The sequence below is a fragment of the Planctomyces sp. SH-PL14 genome, assembly GCF_001610835.1.
GTDB lineage: Bacteria > Planctomycetota > Planctomycetia > Planctomycetales > Planctomycetaceae > Planctomyces_A.
The window spans coordinates 8,254,832-8,280,164 of the sequence record NZ_CP011270.1; the positions used below are offsets into that span (position 1 = coordinate 8,254,832).

Annotated in this window: 21 protein-coding genes and 1 tRNA gene; 12 read left to right on the plus strand and 10 right to left on the minus strand. The window is 60.7% G+C overall.

The features are described 5' to 3' along the window. The first annotated feature begins 11 nt into the window (after positions 1 to 11). The 3 genes from VT03_RS31860 to VT03_RS33995 all read left to right on the plus strand — a co-directional run bounded on the left by VT03_RS31860 (position 12) and on the right by VT03_RS33995 (position 6,356). A complete protein-coding gene (locus VT03_RS31860) occupies positions 12 to 2,219 on the plus strand; it encodes an efflux RND transporter periplasmic adaptor subunit (protein ID WP_075096741.1) in 2,208 nt (735 codons plus the stop codon). Positions 2,220 to 2,230: 11 nt separating this feature from the next. After that, on the plus strand, positions 2,231 to 5,695 hold the full coding sequence (locus VT03_RS31865) for an efflux RND transporter permease subunit (RefSeq protein WP_075096742.1): 3,465 nt from the start codon (positions 2,231 to 2,233) through the stop codon (positions 5,693 to 5,695). A gap of 205 nt (positions 5,696 to 5,900) precedes the next feature. Next, positions 5,901 to 6,356: a four-helix bundle copper-binding protein gene (locus tag VT03_RS33995; protein ID WP_156514929.1), complete on the plus strand. Its 456-nt coding sequence runs from the start codon at positions 5,901 to 5,903 to the stop codon at positions 6,354 to 6,356. 969 nt (positions 6,357 to 7,325) lie between these two features. Here the strand turns inward: VT03_RS33995 and VT03_RS31880 are convergent. The 8 genes from VT03_RS31880 to VT03_RS31915 all read right to left on the minus strand — a co-directional run bounded on the left by VT03_RS31880 (position 7,326) and on the right by VT03_RS31915 (position 14,116). Continuing rightward, positions 7,326 to 8,249, minus strand: coding sequence for a hypothetical protein (locus VT03_RS31880; RefSeq protein WP_156514930.1), 924 nt, complete (start codon positions 8,247 to 8,249; stop codon positions 7,326 to 7,328). Positions 8,250 to 8,558: 309 nt separating this feature from the next. Continuing rightward, positions 8,559 to 9,533: a tyrosine-type recombinase/integrase gene (locus tag VT03_RS31885; protein WP_075096746.1), complete on the minus strand. Its 975-nt coding sequence runs from the start codon at positions 9,531 to 9,533 to the stop codon at positions 8,559 to 8,561. Positions 9,534 to 9,564: 31 nt separating this feature from the next. Further along, on the minus strand, positions 9,565 to 9,963 hold the full coding sequence (locus VT03_RS31890) for a PIN domain-containing protein (RefSeq protein ID WP_075096747.1): 399 nt from the start codon (positions 9,961 to 9,963) through the stop codon (positions 9,565 to 9,567). Beyond that, positions 9,956 to 10,312, minus strand: coding sequence for an AbrB/MazE/SpoVT family DNA-binding domain-containing protein (locus VT03_RS31895; protein ID WP_082846687.1), 357 nt, complete (start codon positions 10,310 to 10,312; stop codon positions 9,956 to 9,958). Before VT03_RS31895 ends, VT03_RS31890 begins: the two co-directional genes overlap by 8 nt. 125 nt (positions 10,313 to 10,437) lie before the next feature. After that, positions 10,438 to 12,192: a serine/threonine-protein kinase gene (locus VT03_RS31900; RefSeq protein ID WP_075096748.1), complete on the minus strand. Its 1,755-nt coding sequence runs from the start codon at positions 12,190 to 12,192 to the stop codon at positions 10,438 to 10,440. A 30-nt stretch (positions 12,193 to 12,222) separates the two neighbouring features. Further along, a complete protein-coding gene (locus tag VT03_RS31905) occupies positions 12,223 to 12,780 on the minus strand; it encodes a hypothetical protein (RefSeq protein WP_075096749.1) in 558 nt (185 codons plus the stop codon). Positions 12,781 to 12,931: 151 nt separating this feature from the next. Beyond that, positions 12,932 to 13,714: a hypothetical protein gene (locus tag VT03_RS34000; protein WP_156514931.1), complete on the minus strand. Its 783-nt coding sequence runs from the start codon at positions 13,712 to 13,714 to the stop codon at positions 12,932 to 12,934. 117 nt (positions 13,715 to 13,831) lie between these two features. Beyond that, a complete protein-coding gene (locus VT03_RS31915) occupies positions 13,832 to 14,116 on the minus strand; it encodes a hypothetical protein (protein WP_075096751.1) in 285 nt (94 codons plus the stop codon). A gap of 535 nt (positions 14,117 to 14,651) precedes the next feature. Here VT03_RS31915 and VT03_RS33030 point away from each other — a divergent pair. The 6 genes from VT03_RS33030 to VT03_RS31945 all read left to right on the plus strand — a co-directional run bounded on the left by VT03_RS33030 (position 14,652) and on the right by VT03_RS31945 (position 18,642). Then, positions 14,652 to 14,825, plus strand: a complete 174-nt coding sequence (locus tag VT03_RS33030; protein ID WP_197489142.1) for a YkvA family protein — start codon at positions 14,652 to 14,654, stop codon at positions 14,823 to 14,825. Between the two features lie 95 nt (positions 14,826 to 14,920). Then, entirely contained in the window at positions 14,921 to 15,736 is an 816-nt protein-coding gene (locus tag VT03_RS31925) for a ParB/RepB/Spo0J family partition protein (RefSeq protein ID WP_075096752.1), read from the plus strand. Between the two features lie 175 nt (positions 15,737 to 15,911). Further along, positions 15,912 to 17,414, plus strand: a complete 1,503-nt coding sequence (locus VT03_RS31930; protein ID WP_156514932.1) for a type IV secretory system conjugative DNA transfer family protein — start codon at positions 15,912 to 15,914, stop codon at positions 17,412 to 17,414. Between the two features lie 2 nt (positions 17,415 to 17,416). Then, entirely contained in the window at positions 17,417 to 17,992 is a 576-nt protein-coding gene (locus tag VT03_RS31935; RefSeq protein WP_075096754.1) for a hypothetical protein, read from the plus strand. Between the two features lie 9 nt (positions 17,993 to 18,001). Further along, positions 18,002 to 18,241, plus strand: coding sequence for a hypothetical protein (locus VT03_RS31940; RefSeq protein WP_075096755.1), 240 nt, complete (start codon positions 18,002 to 18,004; stop codon positions 18,239 to 18,241). Positions 18,242 to 18,399: 158 nt separating this feature from the next. Continuing rightward, on the plus strand, positions 18,400 to 18,642 hold the full coding sequence (locus VT03_RS31945) for a hypothetical protein (RefSeq protein ID WP_075097401.1): 243 nt from the start codon (positions 18,400 to 18,402) through the stop codon (positions 18,640 to 18,642). A gap of 47 nt (positions 18,643 to 18,689) precedes the next feature. On the opposite strand, the gene VT03_RS31950 is transcribed toward VT03_RS31945, so the two are convergent. Both VT03_RS31950 and VT03_RS31955 read right to left on the minus strand, forming a co-directional pair. Continuing rightward, positions 18,690 to 19,931, minus strand: coding sequence for a tyrosine-type recombinase/integrase (locus VT03_RS31950; protein ID WP_075096756.1), 1,242 nt, complete (start codon positions 19,929 to 19,931; stop codon positions 18,690 to 18,692). 144 nt (positions 19,932 to 20,075) lie between these two features. Further along, positions 20,076 to 20,157: transfer RNA gene (locus VT03_RS31955), tRNA-Leu, on the minus strand. Between the two features lie 314 nt (positions 20,158 to 20,471). Here VT03_RS31955 and crtI point away from each other — a divergent pair. The 3 genes from crtI to VT03_RS31970 are packed head-to-tail and all read left to right on the plus strand — an operon-like array spanning position 20,472 to position 25,329. Further along, complete coding sequence (gene crtI / locus VT03_RS31960; RefSeq protein ID WP_075096757.1) at positions 20,472 to 22,040, plus strand: phytoene desaturase family protein; 1,569 nt, start codon at positions 20,472 to 20,474, stop codon at positions 22,038 to 22,040. Beyond that, positions 22,040 to 23,773, plus strand: a complete 1,734-nt coding sequence (locus VT03_RS31965) for an aldehyde dehydrogenase family protein (RefSeq protein ID WP_075096758.1) — start codon at positions 22,040 to 22,042, stop codon at positions 23,771 to 23,773. Before crtI ends, VT03_RS31965 begins: the two co-directional genes overlap by 1 nt. Next, positions 23,770 to 25,329, plus strand: coding sequence for a phytoene desaturase family protein (locus VT03_RS31970; RefSeq protein WP_075096759.1), 1,560 nt, complete (start codon positions 23,770 to 23,772; stop codon positions 25,327 to 25,329). Before VT03_RS31965 ends, VT03_RS31970 begins: the two co-directional genes overlap by 4 nt. The last annotated feature ends 4 nt before the right edge of the window (positions 25,330 to 25,333 follow it).

Consider the following 25,333-nt stretch of genomic DNA (forward strand, 5'->3'; position numbering starts at 1 on the left):
GCGATCAGATCATGACATCGCCGATTCGCCTGACTGTCGCTCTGTGCCTGGCGGCCTGCCTGCTGGCGGCCGATGCATTGGCGCATGAGGGACACCAGCCCTTGCCCAGCAAAGGTGTGCAGGTCGATGTTGAGCGTGGACATGTCACGCTGAGCAAGCAGGCACGCGACATCCTGGATATCCAGTCGGTTGAGATTGGCCCGGGGACCATTGCGTCGCGGATCTACGCCTATACGACGGTCGTTACGCCGTGGCGCAGACGAGCCAATGTCAGCACTCGCCTCGCCGGTAAAGTGACCGCGCTCCACGTCGTGCCCGGCGATAAAGTGCAGGCTGGACAGAGGCTCGTCGAGCTCGACAGCGTAGCGTTCCAGACGCTGCGGGCTGACTACCAAAAGACGTTGAGTGAGCTGGAGCTTGCACGAACGGTACTCAAGGCGCTCGCGCCTGCTGGCGCAGGGGGTGCTGTCTCCGGCCAGCGCGTGGTCGAGGCGCAAACGGCCGTTAAGCAAAGTGAAATCGCCCTGGAAGTGCTTAAGGCGAAGGCGGCCGGCCTGCACATCGCCGCCGACCAGCTTGAGCAGTCAGACGACGCCGGCTTTCATGTTCCGGCGGCAAGTCCGATCAAGGGAGTCGTGGTTCACAGCGACGTCGCCGTCGGACGGCTGGTCGAGCCGACCGACCATCTCCTGGAGATCGTGGACCCGAGGCATGTATGGGTCGAAATCCCCCTGCTGGAGCGTGACATTCACCGCGTGCGAGAAGGCCAGCAGGTGCTCCTTCGCTTTGCGGCCCTCGGGGCGAAGGAATTCTCGGCACGTATATCGCGGATTGGCCGGTTGCTCGATCCGCAAACCCATCAGGTCAGCGTTTGGGCGGACCTCGACGTTGAGCCGGGTACAACAGGTCCGGTTGCCGGGATGAGCGGCACCGCTCAGATCGTGTCGAGTCTCGCCGCCGATGCGCTGACGGTTCCTTCCGCGGCAATCTTTAGCGATGGCGCGGATCGCTATGTTTTTGTCGAAGAGGCGTCGACCCGCGAGGGTGCAGAATACCGCAAGCGCTCGGTCGTCCTTGGCCGACGTTCCGCAGACGTCGCGGAGGTGGTGGGCGGAGAGGTCTATCCCGGCGATCGCATCGTCGTACGGGGCGGCCACGAACTATCGAGCCTGTTCTTTCTGGGCGTGTTGAAACCGGGCGCCGCCACCGCTAAAGCGATCGGACTCAAACTCGAAGCGTTGACGGATCGCCCGATCGAGGAAGTGATCCATGTCGATGGAAGCGTCGAAATTGCGCCGCAGGACCGGATCGAAGTGTCCGCGCAAATCAGCGGCGTTTTGAGCCGCATTCATGTTGATCGCGCTCAGGAGGTGGCGGCAGGCGATCCCTTGATCGAAATCACCAGCCTGGAGCTTCAGGACGTACAGCTCGACCTCATTCAGGCCAAGCTCAGCCTCGATAGCTGGTCAGACCTTTACGCGCGTCGCAAGGAAGCGGGTGAGGGCGTTTCGCCGCGCGTCCTGGCAGAAACCGAAAAGCAGGTCCTCGGAGCGACCGGCCGCGTTGCAGCATTGCGCGACAAGCTCCTGACGATCGGATTGGGTGCATCGGAGCTCGACCAGATTCTTGCGAGCCGGAGGGTCGCTGAATCGCTGACGATCCGCGCGCCCTTCGCAGGCAGCGTGGTGCGTTTTGACGGCGTGCTCGGTCAGACCTGGCCGGCGAATTCGCCGATGCTCGAGATTCATCGCCTGACCCGGCCGAGAGTTCAGGTGTTCCTGCCGGAGCGGCTGGCGGCCAAAGTCGCCATTGGTCAACACGCGCGCGTACGGCTGTCGGCCTATCCGGACCGGCAATTCGACGGCAAGGTGGCGCGGATCGGACCGAGTCAGATCGCCGGCAGCCGGACGTTGGCAGCATGGATCGAGCTGGATGCACCGTCCGAGCCGCTGCTTCTGCACAACATGCTGGCCCGAGCCGTCATCCGCATTGCTACACCGCCGCCGGTCCTGGGGGTTCCCAAATCGGCGATCGTGCAAGACGGGCTGCAGACCTTTGTTTTTGTTCGCAAGAGTGATGGCACGTTTGAGCGGCGGCGCGTGCAGGTAGGCACATCGGACGACCGGTTCGTGGAGATCCGCCAGGGCGCCGCCAGGGGGGAGAGCATCGCCGTGGGCGGCGTTCCCCAGCTTCAGACCGCTTACGCTTCCGTTCGCTGAAGAGATGTTTCGTGCTCAATGCCATCATCCTTTTCTCGCTTCGCAATCGCCTGCTGGTGCTCATCGCGGCAGCTGCGGTGGTGGTCTATGGCGTAATCCAGCTGCGACAGATGCCGGTGGACGTCTTTCCCGACCTCAACCGGCCGACCGTCACCATCATGACCGAGGCTGCGGGGCTGGCGCCGGAAGAAGTCGAAGTTCTCGTCACGCGACCGATCGAGTTTTTGCTCAACGGCGCGACTGGCGTGCAGCGTGTTCGCTCGTCGTCGGGCATCGGCCTGTCGATCGTCTGGGTCGAGTTCGACTGGGGAACCGACATCTTCCAGGACCGGCAAATCGTGGCAGAGAAGCTGCAGCTGGCGCGGGAGCGGCTGCCGCAGGACGCCAATCCGGTGATGGCCCCGATCTCCTCCATCATGGGCGAGATCATGTTGCTCGGCGTCCGGTCGACAGCAACGGCGTCTGATGAAGCGGCGGCCGCCACCAAGGCGATGGAACTGCGAACGCTGGCGGAATTCACGCTGAGAAATCGCCTGCTGGCGGTGGAGGGCGTGTCCCAGGTCACCGTGATGGGCGGCGTCCTAAAGCAATATCAAATCGTCACGTCGCCTGCGCGGCTGGCGGCACAAGGCGTCACACTCGAGCAGCTGACTGATGCCGCGCAGCAAGCCAATGTGCTGGCCAGCGGCGGCATCGTCGTGCGGCCTCCCAAAGAGTCGCTGCTGCGCGTTAGCGGTCAAAGCCTGACGCTGGAGGACGTCGCGAGCACACCGGTGCTGTGGCGGGAGCCGATTCCGGTGCTCATTCGCGACGTCGCCGATGTGCAGTTTGGGGGCCCGATCGCGCGGGGAAATGGCAGCGTCTGGGTCAAAGTCGCACCAGAGGGCAAGGAGGCCAGGGACGCCGTTCAACGAGAACTGCCGGCAGCCGCCGACCATGAACATGGCGAGCACGCACATCATCATGACGAGCCGGCCCCGGCGGCATTGAGCGGCGGGCCGGCCGTCATTCTCACCGTGCAGAAGCAACCCAATGCGGACACGCTCGTTCTGGATCGCAAGATCGATGCGATGCTCGATCAGCTTCAGAAGGACTTGCCGGGCGACATCCAGATTGAGCGCCGCATCTTCCGGCAGGCCGATTTCATCGAAGCCGCGGTGGACAATGTCACTGAAGCGGTGCGGGACGGTGCCATTTGGGTCGTCGTGGTCCTGTTCTTCTTCATGGGCAATTTTCGTACGAGTGTCAGCTCTTTGACCTCCATGCCGCTGTCGATCCTGCTGACGATCCTGGTCTTTCACTGGTTCAACATCACCATCAACACCATGACGCTCGGCGGCATCGCCGTGGCGATCGGGGATCTGGTCGATGATTCGATCGTCGATATCGAGAACATCTATAGGCGGCTGAAGGAGAATCGTCGTCTGCCCGCGCCAGAGCAGCGTCCCGCATTGACGGTGATCTACGAGGCCTCGACCGAGATCCGAAATTCGATCGTCTACGCCACCTTGATCGTGATTCTCGTGGTCTTCCCCCTGTTCTCCATGTCCGGTCTGGAAGGACGCATGTTCGCCCCGCTGGGCATTTCCTACATCATCGCGCTTTTGTGCTCACTGGTGGTGTCGCTGACCTTCACTCCCGTGCTCGGCTCACTGCTGTTGCCGGGTGCGAAATTCCTGGAGGAGGAGCGCGACCCGCTGCTGATGCGATGGCTCAAAGCGGTCGATACGGTCGTCTTGCGCTATACGCTTCGCCACGCCACGCTGATTCTGGGCGTCATGTCGGTGCTGGTCGTGATCGCCTGCGCCAGCATTTTTTGGATGGGGGGAGAATTCCTTCCTCCCTTCAACGAAGGCACGCTTACGATCAATGTCAGGATGGAACCGGGCACGAGCCTTGGCGAAAGCGAACGGATCGCGACGCAGGCGGAGCGATCCATCCTCGACGTTTCCGAAGTATTATCCGTGTCGCGGCGGACGGGGCGTGCTGAACTGGATGAACATGCCGAGGGCGTCAATTCATCGGAACTCGACGTTGCGCTGGCAGAGTACAGCGTGCCTCGCGAGGGAAAGCTCTACGGCGTCCTTCGCCTGATTCCCGTCGCCCATCTTTGGGGATACCAGACTCAGGGCCGTCCGCGCGAACAGGTCATCGCGGATATTCGCGACCGGATCGCGAATATTCCCGGCGCGGCAGTCAATATCGGACAGCCGATCTCGCATCGCCTCGATCACATGATGTCCGGAATCCGCGCGCAGATCGCGGTCAAAGTCTTCGGCCAGGATTTGCGTGAACTGCGGACCGCTGCCTACGACATCCAGGAGCGGATGCAGCCGATCGCGGGTATCGTCGATCTGCAGATTGAACCACAGGTCGAGATCTCTCAGATCCGGCTCAAGATCAATCGGGAAGAGGCGGCGCGTCACGGACTGACGCCCGGCGATATCGCCGAGCTCGCCGAGACGGCCTACAAGGGCCGCGTCGTCTCGCAGATCCTTGATGAGGATCGTTATTTCGATCTCGTAGTGTGGTACGACGCCGCGTCTCGCAGCGATCCCGAGGTCATCAATCAAACCGTGATCGACTCACCTTCCGGACGCCGGATTGCACTCGATCAGGTCGCAGAAATCCTCGATACAACCGGTCCCAACACGCTGAATCGTGAGCATGTGCAGCGGCGGATCGTCGTGTTCTGCAATGTGCAGGGACGCGACCTGGCAAGCGTGGTCGGTGATATCCGCAAGGCCATCGCTCCGGTCGAAAGTAAACTCACCGCGGCGCCGGGAAGTTACTACGTCGAAATCAGCGGACAGTTTGAAGCCCAGCAGGACGCCCAGCGGCGGCTTCTGATTCTCGGGGCGCTCAGCATTGTCGGCGTGTTCCTGCTCTTGGCAAAGGCGCTCGAATCCTGGCGGGCCGCACTGCAGGTGATGGCGAACATTCCCTTGGCGGCATTTGGTTCCGTGGTGACCCTGCTGCTGGTCAACCGGCCGGCCTGGGACACGCTCAAGGCGGCGCCACTGTCGCAATGGCCGGAACTGTGGATCGGGGCCACCAGTCTTTCGGTGGCGCACTGGGTCGGTTTCATCACGCTGATCGGCGTTGTCAGCCGCAACGGAATCATGATGATTTCGCACTACATCCATCTGATGCAGCACGAGGGCGAGACCTTCTCAGAAGAGATGATCATTCGCGGCAGCCTGGAGCGCCTCGCGCCGGTCATGATGACGGCGACGACCAGCTTCATCGGACTTCTGCCGCTGTTGTTCGGAGCCGGCCAGACGGGGAAGGAGATCCTTTATCCGCTCGCCTTGGTGGTCTTCGGCGGAATGCTGACATCGACATTGCTCGATCAGATCGTGACGCCGGCCTTGTTCTTCAAATTCGGCCGAAAGGTCTATACGCACTCTTCGCCCGCTACTCGGCAGTCGCCGAACAACCACGAAGGGGGTTTAGCGACCATCGCCAAGGTCTAGAGGTTCGCGTCAATCCAAAATAGCCGCGGCACAATGCTCTTTTCGACCTGTAAGCGGGCCGGTCGGGGAGGTTGCGCAGAGGCTCTAAATGCACGATCGCTAATGTTTTTCCTCGCAGGATTGGATTGGCGTTTGCAGGCTGTCTCGACAGAACGGTCTTGAGAGACCCTCTTTCAAGGCGACGTTTCTTATCTAGGAGAGGACCATGAAGCGACGGGATTTTGGAGTGGCGGGAGTAGCAGCCTTGGCATCCCTCGGCTTGGGAGGGCGGGCGGGTGCTCAGGGAAAGACAGCCGATCATCCCGAGCATGACGCCGCGATGCAGGCGTGCGCAAAAGCCTGCGCCGATTGTCAGCTCATGTGCGACATGTGTTCGACGCATTGCGCGCATCTGGTGGCCGATGGGAAGAAACAGCATCTGATGACGCTGATGTCCTGCCAGGACTGTGCGGATATCTGTGCGGCCGCCGCTCAGTCGGCGGCCCGCGGCGGACCGCATGCGGCGCATATCTGCGAAGCATGCGCCACCGTCTGCGCGGGATGCGCTAAGGAATGCGAGAAGCATCCGGATGACGCTGAGATGGCCAAATGCGCAAAGGAATGTCGCAAATGTGAAAAAGCATGCCGTGAAATGGCTCAGCACGCCGGCCAGTCGAAATAGTCAATGCTTACAGCTGACGCAGCTCCTGGTCTGACCACCTCGTCGGGCCGGGATTTTCATCCCTAAAGTTCGCCGCAAACATTCGCGGCAGTGGAGTATCAAAAATGCAACATCAAGAGAATACAATGCAGGAATGTGCCGCGGCGTGCGCCGCGTGTCAGATCGCGTGCGATATGTGCGCCTCGCACTGTGCCGGCCTCGTCGAGCAGGGGAACAAAGCCCACGCCGCCAGCATGCGCTCCTGCCTGGACTGCGCAGATGTGTGCGGCACCGCGGCCTCTTTGGCGGCGCGTGGTGGCCCGTATGCCAAGCATCTCTGCACGGCCTGCGCGGATATTTGCGGCGGCTGCGCGGCCGAGTGCGAGAAGCATCCTGGTGACGAGCACATGGCCAAGTGCGGCAAGGAATGTCGGAAGTGTGAGAAAGCCTGTCGCGCGATGAAATGATGTTCGCCGGTGGTTCTGCCAGTAAAGCGTTTTCACTATCCCTCGCGTCCGGAACGCATTCGATCCGGATGCCCTGTCCGCAGTCTGGCCATCGGCTCGGCTGCATTTGAAAGGAACGTTCGATGTTTCGTTTCATCCGAAGCGGGTTACCTGCAGTCGCCTTGGCGCTGGTCGCAATTCCATCGGCTCAGGCGGGACACTGCACCTGCCATCATCAGCAGCCCGGTCACGTGGTGCCCATGCCGATGGTGACGCCAGCCCCCATCGGCGCGCCGCAGGCGAATGGACGAATTCAGTATCAAAGTACATATCAGCCTGCGGAGACAGCTCCGGCAGTCACGCCGGCCTATGCGCCATCGGTGCCCGCGCCGCGTAACTCTGGGCCCATGCGATACGCACCTCATGCCGAGCGCAATTCAATCGAAGCGTGGCGTCGAAGCTTCGGCAAGCCGTTCTAACATCACTGCCGTGGAAGTGGTTGCGCCGCGGGTGACATGGAATTCCATGTCGCCCGCACTTCTATTCAGTCGATCATGGTGGCGGTCGAAAGAATGGCCTCGCGACGGTCTGCATTTTGTTTGACCAGCTTCGGGGCTTCGACATCTCTCTGTCGTAGCCAGACATGGAACTGCGCGTCCAGATCCTCTAAATCAGTGGCTGCAGCACAGTCAGTGGTTGCCTTGTCATACCCTTTCTCACTGCCCGTCTCCGCGAATCGCAGAGCGAGCAATTCCTGGTGATCCTGCGCAAGAAATGCCGAAAAGGCCGCGCTCTGTGCAAAGAACAGCTTCGCCCTTGAAGGCGGCTGAGGGTATGTTGAAGCAGTCAGCAAATCACGCAGGGGGATAAGCTCGCCGGAGCGGTTGGAAATATCGACAAGATGTAGGGACTCAGCCAGCCGGTTTCCTGACTCGGAAAGGATGGCGAATCCTTCGTCCGCCCACCGCGGAATCTGATGAGCAGTAAATCGGTCAGCGAGAACGATGTGCGTCAGTTCATGGGGAATCACCGCGTCGCACCATCCCGGCGCATCAGCGAGAAGATCGACGCGTCGTTTCCAGACGCGACCATCGTTGATCTCAAGCGAAGAAACGCCTTTGGTCGCGGCATTCGCGCCTGTCTGATGGGAATAGGCACCAGCGCTTGTATGAACGACGACGGTGCATTGCGTAACCCATGCCTTGTCGGCGAAAGGGGGCATCCAGGTTGCCAGTAGGACGCTGCGTGTCTCCTCACAACGGCGAACGATGTAATCCGCATCGCTCAGTACCGTGCGGGAGCGAAGTTCGAAATTCTCAGAGCGATAGGTGAACCAGCCACCGGACTGTGACCGCGACAGACACCGCGTGTTGCATCGGCAGCGAGTTCCGGTCTGTTGATCCGCCTGTAGCCCGCCGGCAAAGAATGCGAGGCTACATGCCAAAAGCGACCGCGCGATATTCTGCATGAACTCCTCCGGGGAGGATGCTTGGCAACGTCGATGCCGGCTACCGCGGGGTGATTCACGATTACATAAGGCATTACCTGCACAGTGGATACGGAATGGTGTTGCTCCTGCGCAAACGATCGTTCCTGCCAGGGAATTGAGCAGCAATGCGTGCGAAATCGGCACGTATTCATAAGCCGGGAGAATCGAGACGGACCCGCTAGGAGCAGTGGGCGACATTGCAGTTCAAATCGAGCTTGAAGATTCCGAACAGGCACACATCCCTTACGGTCTGGCGATCGCCTTCGCGATTCGTCTATTCAGAATCGATCAGAGCGAGATTTTCTCGACAGTGTTGCGGGTCACCTTGCGTTGACGCCGGTCATAGAGACGAGTGGTGCGCGGGTCCGCATGCCCCGCCAGGAACTGCACGTCCTCCAGCGGTACGTTCTCTTCAAGCAGATTCGTCACAGTCGCTACGCGGCAGGAATGGGGAGACAGGTGAAGGGGCAAGCCGGCGTCGCGAAGTCGTCGCTTCATCATCCTGCAGATATCGACGTTTCGAATCGGTTTCGAGGTCAGCGCGCCGGTTCGACCGGCGACCGAGCGGAAGAGTGGGCTGTCTTTGGGCGATGCTTTCCAGTCGAAGCTTGCAAGATACTCGACCAAGTAGCTCTGCAGATCGTGACGCACCGGGATCAGTCGCGACTTGCCACCTTTCTCCGAGAAACGAAGGTGATACTGTGTGCCGTCCCACTGCAGGTCACCCAAACGGAGTGCGGCAACCGCACCATCGCGGGCAGCCGTGTAGACGAGCGTCGCCATGATCGCGCGATCCCGCAGGCCTACGGGCCGTGTCAGATCAAAAGATGCGAACAGCTCTCGTAACTGCTGCTTGCTGATCTCCGGCGTCTTGCCTTCGACGACCTGATATCGCTCGCCGCGGACGCTGGCGGCAGGATTTAGGAATATCGCCTGCCGGACGGCCATCAGGTCGAAGAACGCACGCAATGCCGCGAGCGCGAGCTTGCGTGAGGGCACGCTTCCCGGATACTCATCGAGGAAACGACCGACATGGGCTGGCGTGATCCGCGCGAGTGGAAGGTCGAACGGCCCCATCCAATTGAGGAATCGCAGCACCGCACGGCGATAGGCGGCGCGAGTGTGCGGATTGCGGATCGTGGCCGAAAAGAATTCATCCCAGGCAAAACTTGCGGCGGTCCCTGCTTCGATAATGATCTGTGGAGCTGGGGGCGTCAGCAGACCGACACGTCCGCTTTCTTGGATCAGCGTCGGCCCCGTCATCGATTTCGCGCCCTGCGACCAGCGGTTGCCATCAATGCTCCTTGTGTTGGCGGATCAGTTGCACCGACACGTCCAGCGTTGTTTCGCTCATTCGTTTCTCGGCCGTGTAGACGGTGAGACCAAATTCCTTGCCTGCTGCCAGGCATGCACGGTCAGCGAAGGACAGTCCATGAGCTTTCGTGTGCGGCAGAATGGATGCGGCGGCAATTGCGCGTTCGCGATCGAATGGGACGATGTTCAATTGCTGGCGATCGAGGAATTGCGACATCAGGACAATGTCGCCGCCGCGTTCGATGACCTTCTTTAGCACCTCACTGTAATTGATTGCCGAGACGGTCGCCGCGTACAAAATCGGCGCCACCATCTCTACCCCGGGCTCGCGGTTCAATACTGCCAGTAAGGCGGAAGCGTCGAGGACCGCCTTACTCACGCGGCCTCGTCATAGCTTGCTTTTCCTGCCATCCGGCCTCTTCAGTCTCCTCCCGCCGCGTCTCATCGCGCCGCTCCGCCAGCAACTCATCGACTACGCTTATTCCGGGCGGAACGAGGGTACAGAAGTAGTCCTGGGCGGCCTTCAGCGCCTGTTCGGGGGTTTCGATGCGATAGCCGTCTGCCGTCTGGACGACCAGCACCTCATCGCCGGACGCAAGCTGCAACACTTCGCGGACAGGCTGTGGGAGCACAATCCGTCCGGACCGATCAAGCCGTGCCCGGTAAACATGGGCGTCAAGGGGTGTAAAATTCTGCATGCCGTGTTTCTCCTTTTGTGGCACCTTCATTTACAAAGCCACAAATCGGAGATTCGGTCAAGCACTTTCGTTCTGCCCCGATCCCGCCCCTCGCCCATTAGAGCTAAATAACGTCCTTTATTTACCTCAAGAGCCAAGCGAGCGAACCCGAACTGTTAACGCGCCTCTAAAGGCGATTGTGGCTGAACGAGCATCCGCCGGTCCCGTCCGAGGTGCGACATGGCGAACACCACGCATCCCAGCAGCTCCATGGCTGCAATTGGAAGATACATGTGATTTGACCACCACATACTCATCGGAACGAATTTCAACCCGATGGTGAGCGCCAAGCCAACCCAACCCAAGATCTTCGTGCTCCTCCACCGGGGAAGTGTGCTCCCAACGAGGATATTGGAGAGACAGAGCACGATCAGGAAGAACTTCGATACCTCGACGATCTGCTCTGAGGTTGGAACACCAAGCAACACCGAGGGTGCGTAGATGAAGAACACGATGACACACGCGGCGAGAGTCGCGAGCATAGGTTCGTACATCCTCATCGCGACTGATCTCCACCGCGCAAGGCTAAGAAAGGTCAAGATCAGTACCAGAACCGACACGTTCAGCACTCCCCCCACTTTGATGAACGCCTCATTCGCCGGGTACCCTGCCTCAACGAGCCAGCCGTTCGCGACTGCGGCGAGACCGATCAGGAGTGCGAGGAGCAAGGCTGATCGCCCAATGAGATGCGAGTGATCAGTTTCGTCATCCGTGTTAAAACAGCGCCTGACCAGCAACTTCTCTTTCTCCAAGCGAGTGTAATTCACCGGCGCGAATAAGACGGGAAAGTTGTTCAACCAACGCCGCAGATCCTCGGCCAAATCTCGCGCCCGAGCATACTGGTCAAACGGATGGTACGCCATCGCCTTGCTGATGATGGCTTTTAGCGCGGGATCGTGAATCGGCAAATCATTCAGGGCGGTTGTCCACGCGGATGTCCCCGCACGACGCGATTTGACCGGCGGCTCCTGGCCGGTCGCGCAGAAAACCAGCACTGCGCCCAGTGCATATCGATCACCTGACATCTGCCAGCCTTCTGTACCAGGCTCGTGGAAGGCATCCCTGTAACCAACCGGCGCATTCGCAGAAGGGACGTGTTCTCGCCCGCCGGCGCAACCAAAATCGATAAGCTTCACGACGCCATTCTCACAGCGGTAGGCATTGTTCGGATGAATGTCGCCATGAGCGATACCGCTGTAATGGCAATGGTCAATAGCCTCGGCAAGCGCCGCAACGATTTCCGCAGCTTGTCTCTCAATAGCTCGAATTGGCATGACAGAGCGATCTTGTTCCTCGATCCATTTTCGAAGGGTCGTTCCCTCGAGATTCTCCATTGCGATATAGGGAGTCTCGCCGTCCTCCGGTGTCAGAATATGGCCCGCGTCGTAGACTCGCACAATATTGGGATGAACCCTTTTAAAGAGGATCTGCACTTCTCGAAGGGCGCGGTTCGTTCGCAGAGTCTGTTCATCGCTCTTGAGAAGCTTCAGCACCACGGTGACGTCGGAGAAGCGGGTCTTACACTTGTATACTTCGGAGGTTTGCCCGCGACCGAGCATTTCGAGCGGCAGGAATCCGGAGAGGTCATCCTGACGATTCACCGGATACCAAAGCTTTTCCGGATCTTCCTTCCGGATCTCCGCCTTTCGCACCTCCTCGATGTCTTCGATCGCAACAAGTCGAAGCAATTCCATGGCATGGGCTAGCGGCGCGGTCACGTCACACTGAGTTCGCACGGCTCGTTCTCGCGCGAGGTGAATCTCGTGAAGTTCCGTGCGATTCATTGTGGGCTGGACCGGATAGGTCGCGACCACTTGCTCAACAAGCAGACGGATATCGGCGATCGTGAACGTGTGCGGGATTTCGTCCATTGGATTTTCACCTAGATGAGGCGTGCGGTTTTATTGGGCAGGCGAAAACGCGTCTTCGTCAGAATGGTGCTCACCGCAGACAAGGCTCACGGCGGAAATGCGAGAAATGCGAACTGCGCCCGCTCGAAGCTCCAGCAGATCGGCGATCTCGCTGTCAGCACAGCCTGCGAAATGGCTCAACGCGAAGATCCGTGCGGCTGATGGGTCAGAAACCTGCAGTGCCGCGAATGCGTCGAGACGCTCGATCGCTTGAGCTGGGAACTGGGATGCGAAGTAAGGGGTCGTAACTGAGCGAACGTACGGCGTGTTCTTCTCACTCTCAGGTTTCGCGGCGTCCTCCGATGCAATGGATGCAGCTGCAATCTCGCGAAGAACATCTCGCAATCTGATGCAAAACTGGTCGATGAAGCAGAGCAGATGAGGCGCAAGAAGGGGCTCGGCTCCATTCAGCTCTGCATAGACCGTGTCGTAGAGCTGTTCGTTACTGACATCCGATTGCGCAGCCAGGACACGCGTGATGGCGGCGCGGATCTCGGTTCCCGCCGCAGGAAGTGTAGCTTCGCTTGCGAGCTGGTCGCGAAAGTCCAATCTACGCTCTGTATCTGCGCCAGTGGAATGAGGTGGCTGAGTGTCAGAAACGCTTCCTGGATTCAAGGGGGGGATGCGAGTCATTGGAGCCTCCGATTAGGGGTGGTAGTGGTGGAAACTGAAGTTCCGGAATCTGCGGTTCGTGCAATCGTCATTGATCGGCGGGATCACTCCAGCACGTCATGTTCAAACAGTTGTGAAGCACGCGGTCGATATCCAAATGATGAATCGCCCAGATGTCATTGATCGCTCGAATCAGTGCTGGACGGGGAGTGGGTTTACTCAAGCGATCGTCAAAATACAGCTTTGCGCGCGACACAAATCGGGTCTCAAACGTGCCCAAAAGAGACATGCGAGCAGAAAGCCTCCCGGCCAGTTTCTGCCACAAAACGTCCCGCTCGATTGCGTCAAAGCTCGACCATTTTGTCAATATGTGCCAGTCCTCCAAAAGGTGACCCGAAGCCATGGCAAGCAGCAAACAGACATCGGGGTCCAGGTTTCCCAGGCTCAAAGACTTCTTCCCTGTCCGGTTCGGCCGCGCGTTCTCTGTCCTTCTCAACCAATCGGCGATACAGAAGGCTCCTGCAAGCCCAGCCAGGGACGCGCGAGCCGGTGAGATTGATTCAAACGGAAGGTTGTGCTGTATTCCATAGTTGACCATGACGCCGGGGCCGATTTCGGCGTGAGTTACCCAACGACTCATCTGGGATTCACTTCTTCCCGTATCTGTTGCCATCTCGACACGCGGAACGTCGTCGAGCTTCCACAGGCTGGAGTGATGGGATACCCAAGCTTTCCAGACCTCTTGGTTGTATTCGTCTTTGATTGTGATGCAGCGGCCGCATTTCTTGCTCCACGCTTCGTTCTCGCGGGTACGTGTCCCTTCCGAGAGCGACCAATGCGGGCTGACAAATGGCGTTTCCAACGAGGACATCTGAAATCTCCCGAGGTGATATGCGTCTCGGACGGGTGTTTTCCCACAAAGGAATGCGCTCGAATTGCGTCCGACGCACGAGATGAGCCCAGGGTGTGTCAACCCTCACCGTTGGCCTCAACGGCTTTGGCCCGAACCCATATTTCGTACCTCGTCGGCCAGTTCCGGGCAAGCCTCGATCGTCTTTTCCTTCATGACATGCAACGAGTGGCGGAAAACGGCAACCGCAATTGGCGTAGCGTCGGGCGCTTTGGTTAGCCCAGAACGGTCAAAGATGAGGTTGGCTTCATGAACAATGTCGCTTCGCCGCTTGGCGGACAGATGGCCCTCATCGACCTTGTCCCAGAGCCAGCACAAGAATTCGCTCATCTCTTTGTTGAGTGGATGATCCGAGAACTTCATCCAAGAATGGTTAGCGCGATGTCTCCTCGATTGCCATCAGTGATTGTGATTTCGCCATTTAAGCCCGCATGTCTGTGACATTATTGCTACACGCATTGCTCGGCCGTCATCGATTGTAAGAATTGCGTAGGTGAAAGCCGTCAGTGGTGCTGCGGCGGTTGATCGGTATCGAGTGTGATCGGCGTAAATGCGTCCAGTGCTGAGGGGGAAGATGTGCGATCTTGCGTCCGACGCATAGATACGCCACACGCAGGTGAATGTGAGGCATCAAGGCGACTTGGATCGTGCGTTCACCGCATCCGCGGACGTTGCAATAGCGTGAGAGTAAAGCCGATGCCAACCCATTCCTCGCACGCCGATGTGGAGGTCCTTCATGCTAACGGCTCTGTTCCTCCAGTGGCTTTTCCGCCGGCTGATTTGGCCTTCATGCGTGCGACGAAAGCATGACAAATGTCCGCTGTAAAATTGGGGCGTCAGGCGATGTAAAGCAGATGGCTTGGCAACGCCTTCCCGCGTCCTCACAAGGAGAATAATTGTGAAGCTGATCAAGGCAACGTTCGTGGGTTTTCTCGTCCTGGTGTATTGCATATCGCCGCTCGATTTCATCCCGGACATCATCCCCCTGCTGGGATGGGGCGATGATCTCGCGGCCCTGGTGGCCGGTGGCTGTAAGATCGCCGAAATCCTCAATGGACCGGCGACCGTGTAATTCCGCCGATCCGGTATTTGGACAGTCCTCTTTCACGTTCGGCGGTTCGCTTCGCTCTTGCGAGGTGACCGCCTTCTCTTTTGGGAGAGTCGAAAATGCCGAATGACATTCAAGACGTTCCGCTGTCAGAGATTGTGTGCCGCAAGCAAGTTCGACAGGAGTTCGATGAGGACTCGCTCAAGGAGCTGGCCCAGAGCATATTGGTCAATGGCGTTCTGGTCCCGGTGATCCTGCAACGGCTGGCGCCGCGCGAGCATCTGATGATTGACGGGGAGCGACGCTTTCGTGCATCGGGCCTTGCCGGCAAGTCGCACCTGCCGGCGATCGTCCGCGATGGAGCGATACCGCCCGCCGAGCTTCTGGTCCTGCAAACGACTGCGAATCTGCATCGTGCCGATTTGAGGCCAATGGAGAAGGCGCGCGCCATTGCGCAGCTGATGGAATCTGGCAAAATGACGGCAGTGGAAGTCGCAACGCGTCTTGCCCTCTCCGGGCCGACCGTGTCCCGGCTGCTCAAGCTTCTGACGCTGCCAGAGGAAATGCAGAAAGAGGTTGATACAGGCCGCATCCCGATGAGTGCGGCCTGTGAGTTGGCCCAGATCGCCGATCCGGTGGCGCAGGCCGCGGCGGCTGATCGCGTGATTCGCGGCGACGCGACCCGCGACGTTTTGGTGGGAGCCAGGCGCGCCGCCAAGAGATCGGCGGATGAGCCAGGCGTCGCATCCAAACGCGTCACCGCGGTCCTTGAAAATGGACGGTCCGTGACAGTTGCAGGGGACGATCTGAATCTCGAGACGTTCATCCTGACGCTCGAAGAATGCCTGGCGCAGGCCAGAAAGCACAGGCCATCCGGAATCGCGCTGCCGACGTTTGTGCGCATGCTCCGCGACAAGGCCTGCGCATCGACGTGACCTCCGACCTGGCCGCTCCTCCCTCCCCCCTGCGTCGTTCCTCCGTTGGCTTTCGTACTGGTGCAGATCCGCTGCTGCGATCTGCCTCGCGATCAGCCATAGGCCGCGTTTGTGATTGATGTAAGTGGAGAAACGCCAAGCGGGGGTTCTTACGTGTGAATTTGCGAGTCGAGACATGGTGCCAACTGCAATGCTGGGCCTGACGCTCGTCGTCATGCTTCTATTCTTCTTTTCACGTCACCGGCGACGGCGGTCATCGTCTCGAAGCTCACCGCTGGATGCAGTGCTGTTTCGTTGGCCTACCGGCGACCCGTTCACCATCCGCGATCTTCTCAATGGCGGTGTTGCGATCCTCGGCCGGGTCGGGTCGGGCAAGACGTCTAGTTCAGGAAAGTTGCTGGGAACGCAGATTGTGCGCAACGCCAAAAGCGGCGGGCTGATTCTCGTTGCAAAACCTGAGGATCTCGCCATGTGGAAAGCTATCTTCCACGCCGCAGGACGGGATCGCGAGCTGTGGATCTTCTCGCCGCGCGAGCGATTGCGCTTCAACCTCCTCAATTTCATCATGAATGAGGACGGGCAGACGCGAAGCATCACTGACTGCATTCGGATCATCGGAGAGTGTCTTGGCAGCCACGAGGCAAAAGGCAGCTCAAGCCAGGACCCGTTCTGGGAGCAGCAGCAGGATCGGATGCTGTATTACGCGGTCGAGATTGTGAAGCTGGCAACGGGTAGCGTCTCAGCCCCGGCCCTTCAGGCGTTCATCAACGGTGCCGCTCAGACACCGGAGGACTTGGAGAATGCGCAGTGGAAGCATGGACCACATTGTCAGTTGCTGCGTGCGGCCCACGAGGCCGCGTCTACCGAGCTGCAGAAGCACGACTGTGCCCAGGCGGTCGACTACTGGCTTGGTGAGTATCCGAGAATGGCGGATCGTACCCGGAGCAGCGTTTTGGCCGGAGTGATGGGGCTCCTCGCTGTCTTCAACACCGGCCTCGTCAAAGAACTTTTGTCAGGCGAATCCAACGTCAGCCCGAACGACATGTTCGAGGGAAAATGGATCATCGTCGATATGTCGCCGTCGGTCTGGGGCAGCTCGGGGAAGCTTGTTTGCTCAGCCTGGAAGTACGCAACGCAATGGAGTGTCCTTCGGCGGACTGCTGCTGCCGAGGATGTCTTCAACGTGATCTGGGTTGACGAAGCCCAACAGCTGGTTTCCAGCTATGACGCACATTACATCGCCCAGTGCCGCTCCCATCTGGGTTGCCTTGTCTATCTCAGCCAGTCGTTGCCGGGCTATTACGCCAACTTCGGCGGCGAAGCGCGGGAGCATCGAGCGCAGGCTCTACTGGCGAATTTCACGCACACGATCCTGCATGCCGTAGATCCCGTGACTGCCGAATGGGCCGCCAAGAAACTCGGCCAGCGGCGCGAAACGATGTTTGGCGGCTCCAGCGGTCCCGGCGGCGATGTTTTCGACGACTTGTTCGGTCAGCCGCGTCTCACGGGCAGTTTCTCAGAACAGTACACGCCGGTGCTGCAGGAGAACGTCCTGATCAATGGTCTGAGGACGGGGGGAATCGCCAACGATCTTGCGTGCGATGCCATCGTCATCCGCTCGGGAGAGCCATTTTCTAATGGTGAAAACTGGCTTCGCTGCACCTTTCTTCAGGAGTAATCATGTCGCAAGGCGAACAGGTTCCAAACCCCGTCGATGACTTCCGGGCCGGCGTCAACTTTCTCTACCTCCTCGCACTGGCCCATAGCCTCTGCATCACGCCCTTCATCCGCCGGAATTTCGGCATCGGCATGCCCGGTTTTGCAGGCGTTGCGGCGCTGATCCTCCTCATCCTGACCATCTGCGGAACCGAAGATTATGCGATGATCACCTATCTGAAGATCTGGTTCGTCGCACTTCTCTGCCAGCGGCTTTTTTCCTTCGTCCAATATTGCCGCGGCCGCCACGAGCACAGTCAATACGACGGTTGGCCGTGGCTCGCTCTCTGGATTCCGTTCATCCGAACGGAAGAGCGGGCAAAAACGGTCGAGCCAAGCCTCTGCCTGATCCTGGCGGTCTGCTGTGTTCCCTGGTCGGAATCGGTCGCCGCGTTCGTCGGCACCGGTGCGATTTCGCTGAGTTTCCTTCGCTTCATGCACCTGATGGCTCGCCGCCGTCAGGTAACCATGATGCGAGACCTGCGGATCGAACAGCAGCAGCTGTCCGAGCGACTGCGGGGTGTTCGGAAGGATTTCTAGGAGAAGACGATGCGACCCAGTACCTCGAGTCTGCTTGCGGCCGAGTTTCGCCGCGGGCTCAAAGATGCCCAGAACGCTGTGCTCAATCCGTGGAACGGAGTCACCGCACAGCATGAAGAGCCCGGGACAATCGGCAATCCCACACCGCAGATGGTGACCCAATCGATTCAGGGCGAACGGAGTTTCGACGACGTCATGGCAAGCCACGCCGGGCGATCGCTGCAAAAGCAGATGGAACCGGAACGCTAGCCAAAGGGATCAGGGATGGAACAGATGGGCATGAGGCCCCGTTTATCCATGAATGAGGCATAGGACGCCCTGGAATCGAAGGAGTCGACTTCGTTCTTGCACTTCGCCCGTGCGGGTTTGCCATGGATATTGACCAGCGCCTTCAGAGGATCGAGTCGATGCTGGAGACCCTTCTGCAGCAGCAGACGATCAAGGACTTCTATGAGATCGAGGAATTTGCCGCGCTGGTCGGCAAGGCGAAGTTCACCGTGCGCGAATGGGCGCGACTCGGGAGAATTCAGGCGCAGAAGAGACGCTCGGGACGGGGCGCTCACGCGGAATGGGTGATTTCCCACGCGGAATATGAGCGTTTCCAGCGTGAGGGGCTGCTTCCCTGCCCCTGCGCCTCGGTCAAGCGCTAAGGCCGCCGAGACGTTCTGACGACGAGAAAGCGGCGATCGGGCGGGGATCACGGGCCGAAAACCGCCTTCATGGCCTCCTGCTGTACGCTCGGCCACAGATGGGCATATCGCCGCGACATCTCAGGCGACATATGTCCCGCCCAGGCCTCCACAAGACGCTGATCGATGTTTCGACTGGCGCAGGCGCTGATGAACGAGTGACGCAGCGCATGGCCGCCGCGGATCACTGACCATTTGCTACCGCGAAGAGCGCGACGAAAATGGTCGTGAAACTCGTCTTTGGTGAGTGGAGCGCTCGGCACGCGATTCTGTTTTCTGCTGCGGACGACCTGCTGTGGCTGGCAAAAGAGGAAGGGACCGCCTGGATGATGCGCGAGCCACTCAGTTAGGACTTGCTCCAGAAATGGCGTCAGCGGCACTCGGCGGGTCGTCGTGCGTCCATGATCGCGCTTCTTTTCGTGGATCGTCACGATCTTGGATGTGAAATTCACATCAGACACTTTGGCCCGCACGATCTCGGAACGTCGTGCGCCGGTGTGGGCAGCAAAACAGATCATCGGATACACAAACGGTTGTGCCGGACGCGTCTTGACGTGCTGCAGAAGCTCAACGATTTCATCGATGCGCAGGTACAGGCATTCCCAAAGCTCGTCGTTTGTCCCGTCGAGTTGGAGCTCGATCTCGTCGCGGGTCATGAAGGGTGGCTTTTCGGTTCCCTTCGGATAGCGAAGACCTTTGTTCGGGAACCGGCCTTCTACGTAGCGCATCTGCAGCCCCCAGTTCCATGCAGTTCGCAAAGTGACGATCTCCTTGTGAATCGTGGCTGGCGAGAGCCGTCGGCCTTTCAGGCCCTTGGCCTTCGACCGGTGCTCGACATATCGCTGAAGGTCTGCGAGGCTGAGCGAAGCCATGGCGAACTGATTCCCGAAGAAGCGGGTCAGATGGTTGAAGTGAATGCGGATGCCCGCGATCGACGTCGCCTCCAGCGAGTTCTCATGCGTGCTGAGATACCGCTCTTTGAGTTGCCGCAGAGTGACCTGTTCGCGGACCTCATTCGGCGCTATCGGGGTTTTCGGCGGCCTGCCATCGCACGACAGGAACGCGGCGATCGTCATTCCTGGCGGGACGGTCAACAGCCCCTGCTTCACCCGCATCAGCAAATATTCGACCTGCGAATTCTTCGTTTCTGCTTCGTCAGAACTGACCGACCCGAGGGTCAGCGACTGCCTCTGGCCATGCCAGTAAAACAACACACGGTAGCTGCCATTTCGCTGCTGAAGCGTTGCCATTCGACCCTCTGCGGGGGATGGCAATGTCAGGCCAATGTGAGCCCAGTCGCAGTACCAAAACAGTACCATCCGGCAGGGATGATCCAGTTTCGGCGAGTCGGGAGCTGTCGTCCGATGCAAATTGACAAGCAATTTGATTGGAAGTGCGAGAGACAGGAGTTGAACCTGCACGGGTTGCCCCGCTAGATCCTAAGTCTAGTGCGTCTGCCAGTTCCGCCACTCTCGCTCGGGCCTCGATTGCGCTGACGTGGCAGCGCCGATCGGAGACCAGCGACGATTCTCCGGGAACGCCGCTTGTCCCGCATGCTACTGAGACCTGCACGCTCTTGGGAAGTTGTGTGGGGCCATTTGGGGCCGCTGTCGGCTTGATTCGGAACGGGTCGACCGGCGTTCCGCGGCAATCCCCGCCGGTCGGCTTCAACATGAGGCATTCTCCATGCTTCCCGCCCGGCCCGAGGCCGGGAACGACATTGACGGATTAGGCCAATTGAGCCATAAGCCGCCCCAAAGTTGGAAAAATCCCGGTTGGGCAGGGATGCCATGACACGGAAGTCAGGGACAAGACGGCGGGTCTCGATCGTCGGCGCCGGGCCGGGCGGTCTGGCGAACGCTATGCTCATGGCCCGCGCCGGGGCCGACGTCACGGTCTTCGAACGCGCTCCGCGGGTCGGCGGGCGGTGCGCCGCCATCGAGGCCGACGGGTTCCGGTTCGACACCGGGCCGACCTTCTTCCTCTATCCGCGGGTTCTCGAAGAAGTCTTTCGCTCCGTCGGACGCGACCTGTGGGCCGACGTCCCGATGACCCGGCTCGATCCGCAGTACCGGTTGGAATTCGGCGCCGGCGGACGAATCGACGCGACGCCCGATGTCGAGCGGATGAAGGCCGAGATCACCCGGATTTCGCCTCGCGACGCCGGACAGTTCGAACAGTTTCTCATCGAGAACCGCAGCAAGCTCGAACGGTTCCGGCCTATTCTGGAGTCTCCGTTCAGCAGCGTTCTCGACCTGATGCGGCCTTCGGTCCTCAAGGCTCTCCCGTGGCTCCGGCCGTGGCAGTCGGTCGCGGGGGATCTGGGCCGGCGGTTCAGCGATCCGCGGATGATCACGGCGCTGTCGTTTCAGTCGAAGTATCTGGGGATGTCGCCGTTTCAGTGTCCCAGCCTGTTCACGATCCTGGCGTTTCTGGAATACGAGTACGGGGTTTTCCATCCGACCGGCGGCTGTGCGGCCGTCAGCGAGCGGATGGCCGACGTCGCGGCCGACCTGGGGGTCAAGATCCGCCTCAGCGAGCCGGTCGAGGCCCTGCATTTCGACGGGCGGAAGGCGGTCGGGCTGCGGACGCGGACCGGCGATCACACGTTCGACTCCCTGGTCATCAACGCCGACTTCGCCCAGACGATGCGGAACCTCGTCCCCGATCGGCTGCGGCGGACCTGGAACGATCGGAAACTGGCCCGCAGCAAGTATTCCTGCTCGACGTTCATGCTCTATCTGGGGATCGAAGGTCGCTATGACCATCTCCCGCATCACACGATCTACATCGCCCGCGACTACGAGCGGAACCTCGACGAGATCGACCGCCTCAAGGTCCTCCCTGAGGATCCTTCGCTCTACGTTCAGAATGCCGGCGTCACGGACGATTCGCTCGCCCCGCGCGGCATGAGCACGCTCTACGTCCTGGTGCCGGTGGCGCACCAGAGTCCCACGATCGACTGGCCGTCGCAGAAAGCCGCCTTTCGGAAGCGCGTCCTCAGGCAGCTGGCCAAGGTCGGTCTGGACGACATTGAGGGCCGGGTCCGGTTCGAGAAGATGCTCACGCCTGACGACTGGGAGAACTCGTACCAGGTCTACCGCGGAGCGACGTTCAATCTCGCGCACAATCTCGGCCAGATGCTGCTGGGGCGGCCGGGGAACCGGTATCAGGACCTGGAGCAGGTTTACCTCGTCGGCGGTGGAACGCATCCTGGCAGCGGCCTGCCGGTGATCTATGAGTCGGCCCGAATTTCCGCGCGGCTGATGTGTGATGAACTCGGCCTCGCGTTCCCCGAAGTTCCTTCGCTGCCCGGCCAGATTCCGGCCGAACCCCTGCCGCAGCGGAGGGCGGCCTGATGCGGCAACGCTCACTCGCCACTGCGATCGGCGCCGCGTTCGAGCGGCTGTCGGAAGCGGTGTGCGCGTGGCGCGGCCGGTTTGACAGTCCCCGGCTGGCGTTCGCCGGGTTGCCGTTCGCCAGCGACGTGTCGAGTCGGCCCGGAGTGGCGATGGCATCCGTAGCGACATCACCTCGAGCGCCGGCCTTCCGCGGTCCGGCCGCGAGCGCTGACGGTCTGCTCCGGGGGACATCGCTGGAAGATGGCGTCGCCGAGCGGATTCGCGCGGCGCGAGCGGCTCAGGCCGGTTGGGGGAGTCGACCGCTCCGCGATCGGCTTGGCGTTCTTCGGCGACTGCGGCTCGCCGTTGTGGCGAATCCCCGCCACTTGGCGGACGCTGTCCCGAGGGACAATCTTGCTGAGACGCTCGCCGCGGAAATCCTGCCCCTCCTCGATGCGTGCCGGTTCCTCGAACACGAGGCGCGTGCGGTTCTCAAGCCGCGAACACTATCGACCGGTTCCAGGCCGATGTGGCTCTGGGGAAATGGTGTTACGCTCCGGCGAGACCCGCTCGGCGCGGTCCTGATCGTCGGGCCCTCGAACTATCCGCTGATGCTCCCCGGCGTGCAGATCCTGCAGGCGGTGACGGCGGGGAACGGCGTCCTCGTCAAGCCGGCCCCGGGCTGCTCGCGACCCATCGAGATGCTGATCGGGCTGATGGAGTCCGCCGGCCTTCCGCCGGGTGTCGTACAGCTCCTCCCCGAATCCCCCGAAGCGGCGGCGGCGGCGATTCGCGCCGGCGTCGATAAGGTGTTCCTGACGGGATCGGCTCCGGCGGGACGCGCCGTGAGCCGGGACCTGGGGGAGGGAACAGTTCCCTCTGTGATGGAGCTCTCCGGCTGCGACGCCGTCTTCGTTCTGGATGATGCCGACCCTGAGCTTGTCAGCGACAGCCTGCTCTTTGGTCTCACGCTGAACGGCAGCCGGACCTGCATGGCCCCCCGCCGCGTCTTCGCCAGCCCGGCGATGGTGGAACGGGTTCTCGGCCGGCTCCGGGACAAATTGCGACTGCGCTCCACGGACGTGAGTCGTCGTCCCCTCGATGAGAAGGGGGCCAGAGGTGCCGGGGAGGCGGTTCGCGACGCTCTCCGCTCCGGGGCTCAGCTTGCTGCCGGAACGTTCGATGCCGATACCCCGCGGCCGCTCCTGCGGGAACCCGTCGTCCTCGATCACGTCACTTCCGACATGACGGTCGCCCGGAGCGATCTCTTCGCGCCGGTGCTCTCGTTTCTCCGGGTCTCCAGCGAAGACGAGGCGCTCCGCGAGAACGAACGGTGTCCCTATGCGCTGAGCGCCACGGTCTTCGGCTCCGACCGTCGCTGTCGCCAGATCGCGGAGCGGATCCCCGCGGGGTGTGTCGTCCTCAACGATCTGATCGTTCCGACGGCGGACCCGCGCGTCCCGTTCGGCGGGCGAGGCGCGAGTGGACACGGAGTCACCCGCGGCGCGGCGGGGCTTGAAGCGATGACGCATCTGAAGGCGATCGTCGCGACCCGCCGCTGGTTCAAGCCGCATCTGGAAACACCGACATCGGCCGACGCCGACGTCCTCGAACAACTGATCCGGCTGGAGCATGCCGCGAGCCCGCTGGAGCGCCTGGCGGCCGTCCCGCGGATGATCCGCGCCACGCTGGCCCAGTTCCGAATCCGCAGAGCTCTCTCTCGCCCGTCACAGGAAGGTCCCCGGTCATGAAGACAAAGTCCGACGTCGTTGTTGTGGGAAGCGGCCTGGGGGGCCTTGCCACCGCCTGCACGCTTGCCGCGCGGGGATACGAGGTCACGGTCGTTGAGAAGAACGAATGGTTCGGCGGCAAGGCGGCTCTTCTGGAGGACCGCGGCTACCGGTTCGACATGGGCCCTACGATCCTGACCCTGCCGTCGGTTCTCCGCCGGATCTTCGCCGAGGCGGGACGGCCGCTCGAAAACTATCTCAAGATGGTCCGGCTCGACCCGCAGTGGCGGTGCTTCTTCAGCGACAAGACGAGCTTCGACCTCGTCGAGTCGATTCCGGACATGAAGAACCGGCTTCGTCAGTACACCGGCTCGGAGCGGACCGGCGACGGCTACGAGAACTTCATGGAGATCTCGCGGCAGCTGGACGACGTCTCGAACCGCTTCTTCTTCTGGAAGAGCGTCGGCGGGATCGCCGACACGATGAACTTCAAGGAGTCGTTCTCGCTCGACGTCCTGATGGATGTCCTGAGCCTCCGTTTCGGCCGGACCGTGGCGGGGCTCGTCCGCTCGCACATTCCGGATCATCGGATCGCCCAGATGATCGACCACTTCACGCAGTACGTCGGCTCCTCCCCGGAAGCGTCGCCGGCGGTCCTGTGCGGGATCGCCCACATGCAGACCAATGAAGGGATCTGGTATCCGATGGGCGGGACCCGGGCGGTCCCGGAAGCGCTCGTCCGCCTTGGCCGCGAGCTTGGCGTGCAGTACATCGCTGGAGCGCATGTCCGGTCGATCGATTCGGACGGAAAGCGGGTCACGGGGGTCACCCTCGAGACCGGCGAATCGCTCAAGGCCGGAATGGTCGTCTCCAACTCCGACTGTGTCCGGACCTGTCAGGAGCTGTTGCCCGCCGCGCCGGCGAAGCGGTTCCTGTCGAAGCGGAAGTTCGAAGGGGCCTGCTCCGGCGTGGTCCTCTACCTCGGCCTGCGGAAGAAGTACGAGCACATCCTGCATCACAACTTCGTCTTCAGCCAGGACCCGCACGTCGAGTTCCAGCAGATCTATCAGCAGGGAGAGCCGGCTGCCGACCCGACCTGCTACGTCTGTGCCCCGTCGCTCTCGGGGGACAAGGTCGCTCCCGGGGACGGCGAAGCGCTGTACGTCCTGGTCCACACTCCCTATCTCCGGAAGCATCACGACTGGAAGAAGATGCTGCCGGGCTACCGGGATGTCATCATCCAGAAGCTGAAGACGACCGCCGGGATGGAAGACATCGAAGAGCGGATCGAGGTCGAGCATCACCTGACGCCGCAGGGGATCAACGACCGCTACCACGTCCTGAACGGAGCGATCTACGGCCTGGCGAGCCATGGTCGCTTCATGGGGGCGTTCAAGCCGGCCAACCGTGTGAAGGAACTGCCCGGCCTGTACCTCGCCGGCGGTTCGGCCCATCCCGGACCGGGAATGCCGATGGTCCTCATGTCCGGCTGGATCGCCGCCGACACCGTCGACCAGGACATGCTCCACTCGTCGAAGAGTTCGGCCGCGGATCGCCGGACGAACGCCGCGGCCTAGCCAT

What these genes read in the sequence shown, in the direction of transcription:
- VT03_RS31860 (WP_075096741.1), top strand. Translation starts at nt 12, where the DNA reads ATGACATCGCCGATTCGCCTGACTGTCGCTCTGTGCCTGGCGGCCTGC.
- VT03_RS31925 (WP_075096752.1), top strand. Translation starts at nt 14,921, where the DNA reads ATGCCGAATGACATTCAAGACGTTCCGCTGTCAGAGATTGTGTGCCGC.
- VT03_RS31885 (WP_075096746.1), bottom strand. Translation starts at nt 9,533, where the DNA reads ATGACGGGGCCGACGCTGATCCAAGAAAGCGGACGTGTCGGTCTGCTG.
- VT03_RS31895 (WP_082846687.1), bottom strand. Translation starts at nt 10,312, where the DNA reads ATGAAGGTGCCACAAAAGGAGAAACACGGCATGCAGAATTTTACACCC.
- VT03_RS31880 (WP_156514930.1), bottom strand. Translation starts at nt 8,249, where the DNA reads ATGCAGAATATCGCGCGGTCGCTTTTGGCATGTAGCCTCGCATTCTTT.
- VT03_RS31930 (WP_156514932.1), top strand. Translation starts at nt 15,912, where the DNA reads ATGGTGCCAACTGCAATGCTGGGCCTGACGCTCGTCGTCATGCTTCTA.
- VT03_RS31900 (WP_075096748.1), bottom strand. Translation starts at nt 12,192, where the DNA reads ATGGACGAAATCCCGCACACGTTCACGATCGCCGATATCCGTCTGCTT.
- VT03_RS31940 (WP_075096755.1), top strand. Translation starts at nt 18,002, where the DNA reads ATGCGACCCAGTACCTCGAGTCTGCTTGCGGCCGAGTTTCGCCGCGGG.
- VT03_RS31965 (WP_075096758.1), top strand. Translation starts at nt 22,040, where the DNA reads ATGCGGCAACGCTCACTCGCCACTGCGATCGGCGCCGCGTTCGAGCGG.
- VT03_RS31935 (WP_075096754.1), top strand. Translation starts at nt 17,417, where the DNA reads ATGTCGCAAGGCGAACAGGTTCCAAACCCCGTCGATGACTTCCGGGCC.
- VT03_RS31945 (WP_075097401.1), top strand. Translation starts at nt 18,400, where the DNA reads ATGCTGGAGACCCTTCTGCAGCAGCAGACGATCAAGGACTTCTATGAG.
- VT03_RS34000 (WP_156514931.1), bottom strand. Translation starts at nt 13,714, where the DNA reads ATGTCCTCGTTGGAAACGCCATTTGTCAGCCCGCATTGGTCGCTCTCG.
- VT03_RS31915 (WP_075096751.1), bottom strand. Translation starts at nt 14,116, where the DNA reads ATGAAGTTCTCGGATCATCCACTCAACAAAGAGATGAGCGAATTCTTG.
- VT03_RS31970 (WP_075096759.1), top strand. Translation starts at nt 23,770, where the DNA reads ATGAAGACAAAGTCCGACGTCGTTGTTGTGGGAAGCGGCCTGGGGGGC.
- VT03_RS31950 (WP_075096756.1), bottom strand. Translation starts at nt 19,931, where the DNA reads ATGGCAACGCTTCAGCAGCGAAATGGCAGCTACCGTGTGTTGTTTTAC.
- crtI (WP_075096757.1), top strand. Translation starts at nt 20,472, where the DNA reads ATGACACGGAAGTCAGGGACAAGACGGCGGGTCTCGATCGTCGGCGCC.
- VT03_RS33995 (WP_156514929.1), top strand. Translation starts at nt 5,901, where the DNA reads ATGAAGCGACGGGATTTTGGAGTGGCGGGAGTAGCAGCCTTGGCATCC.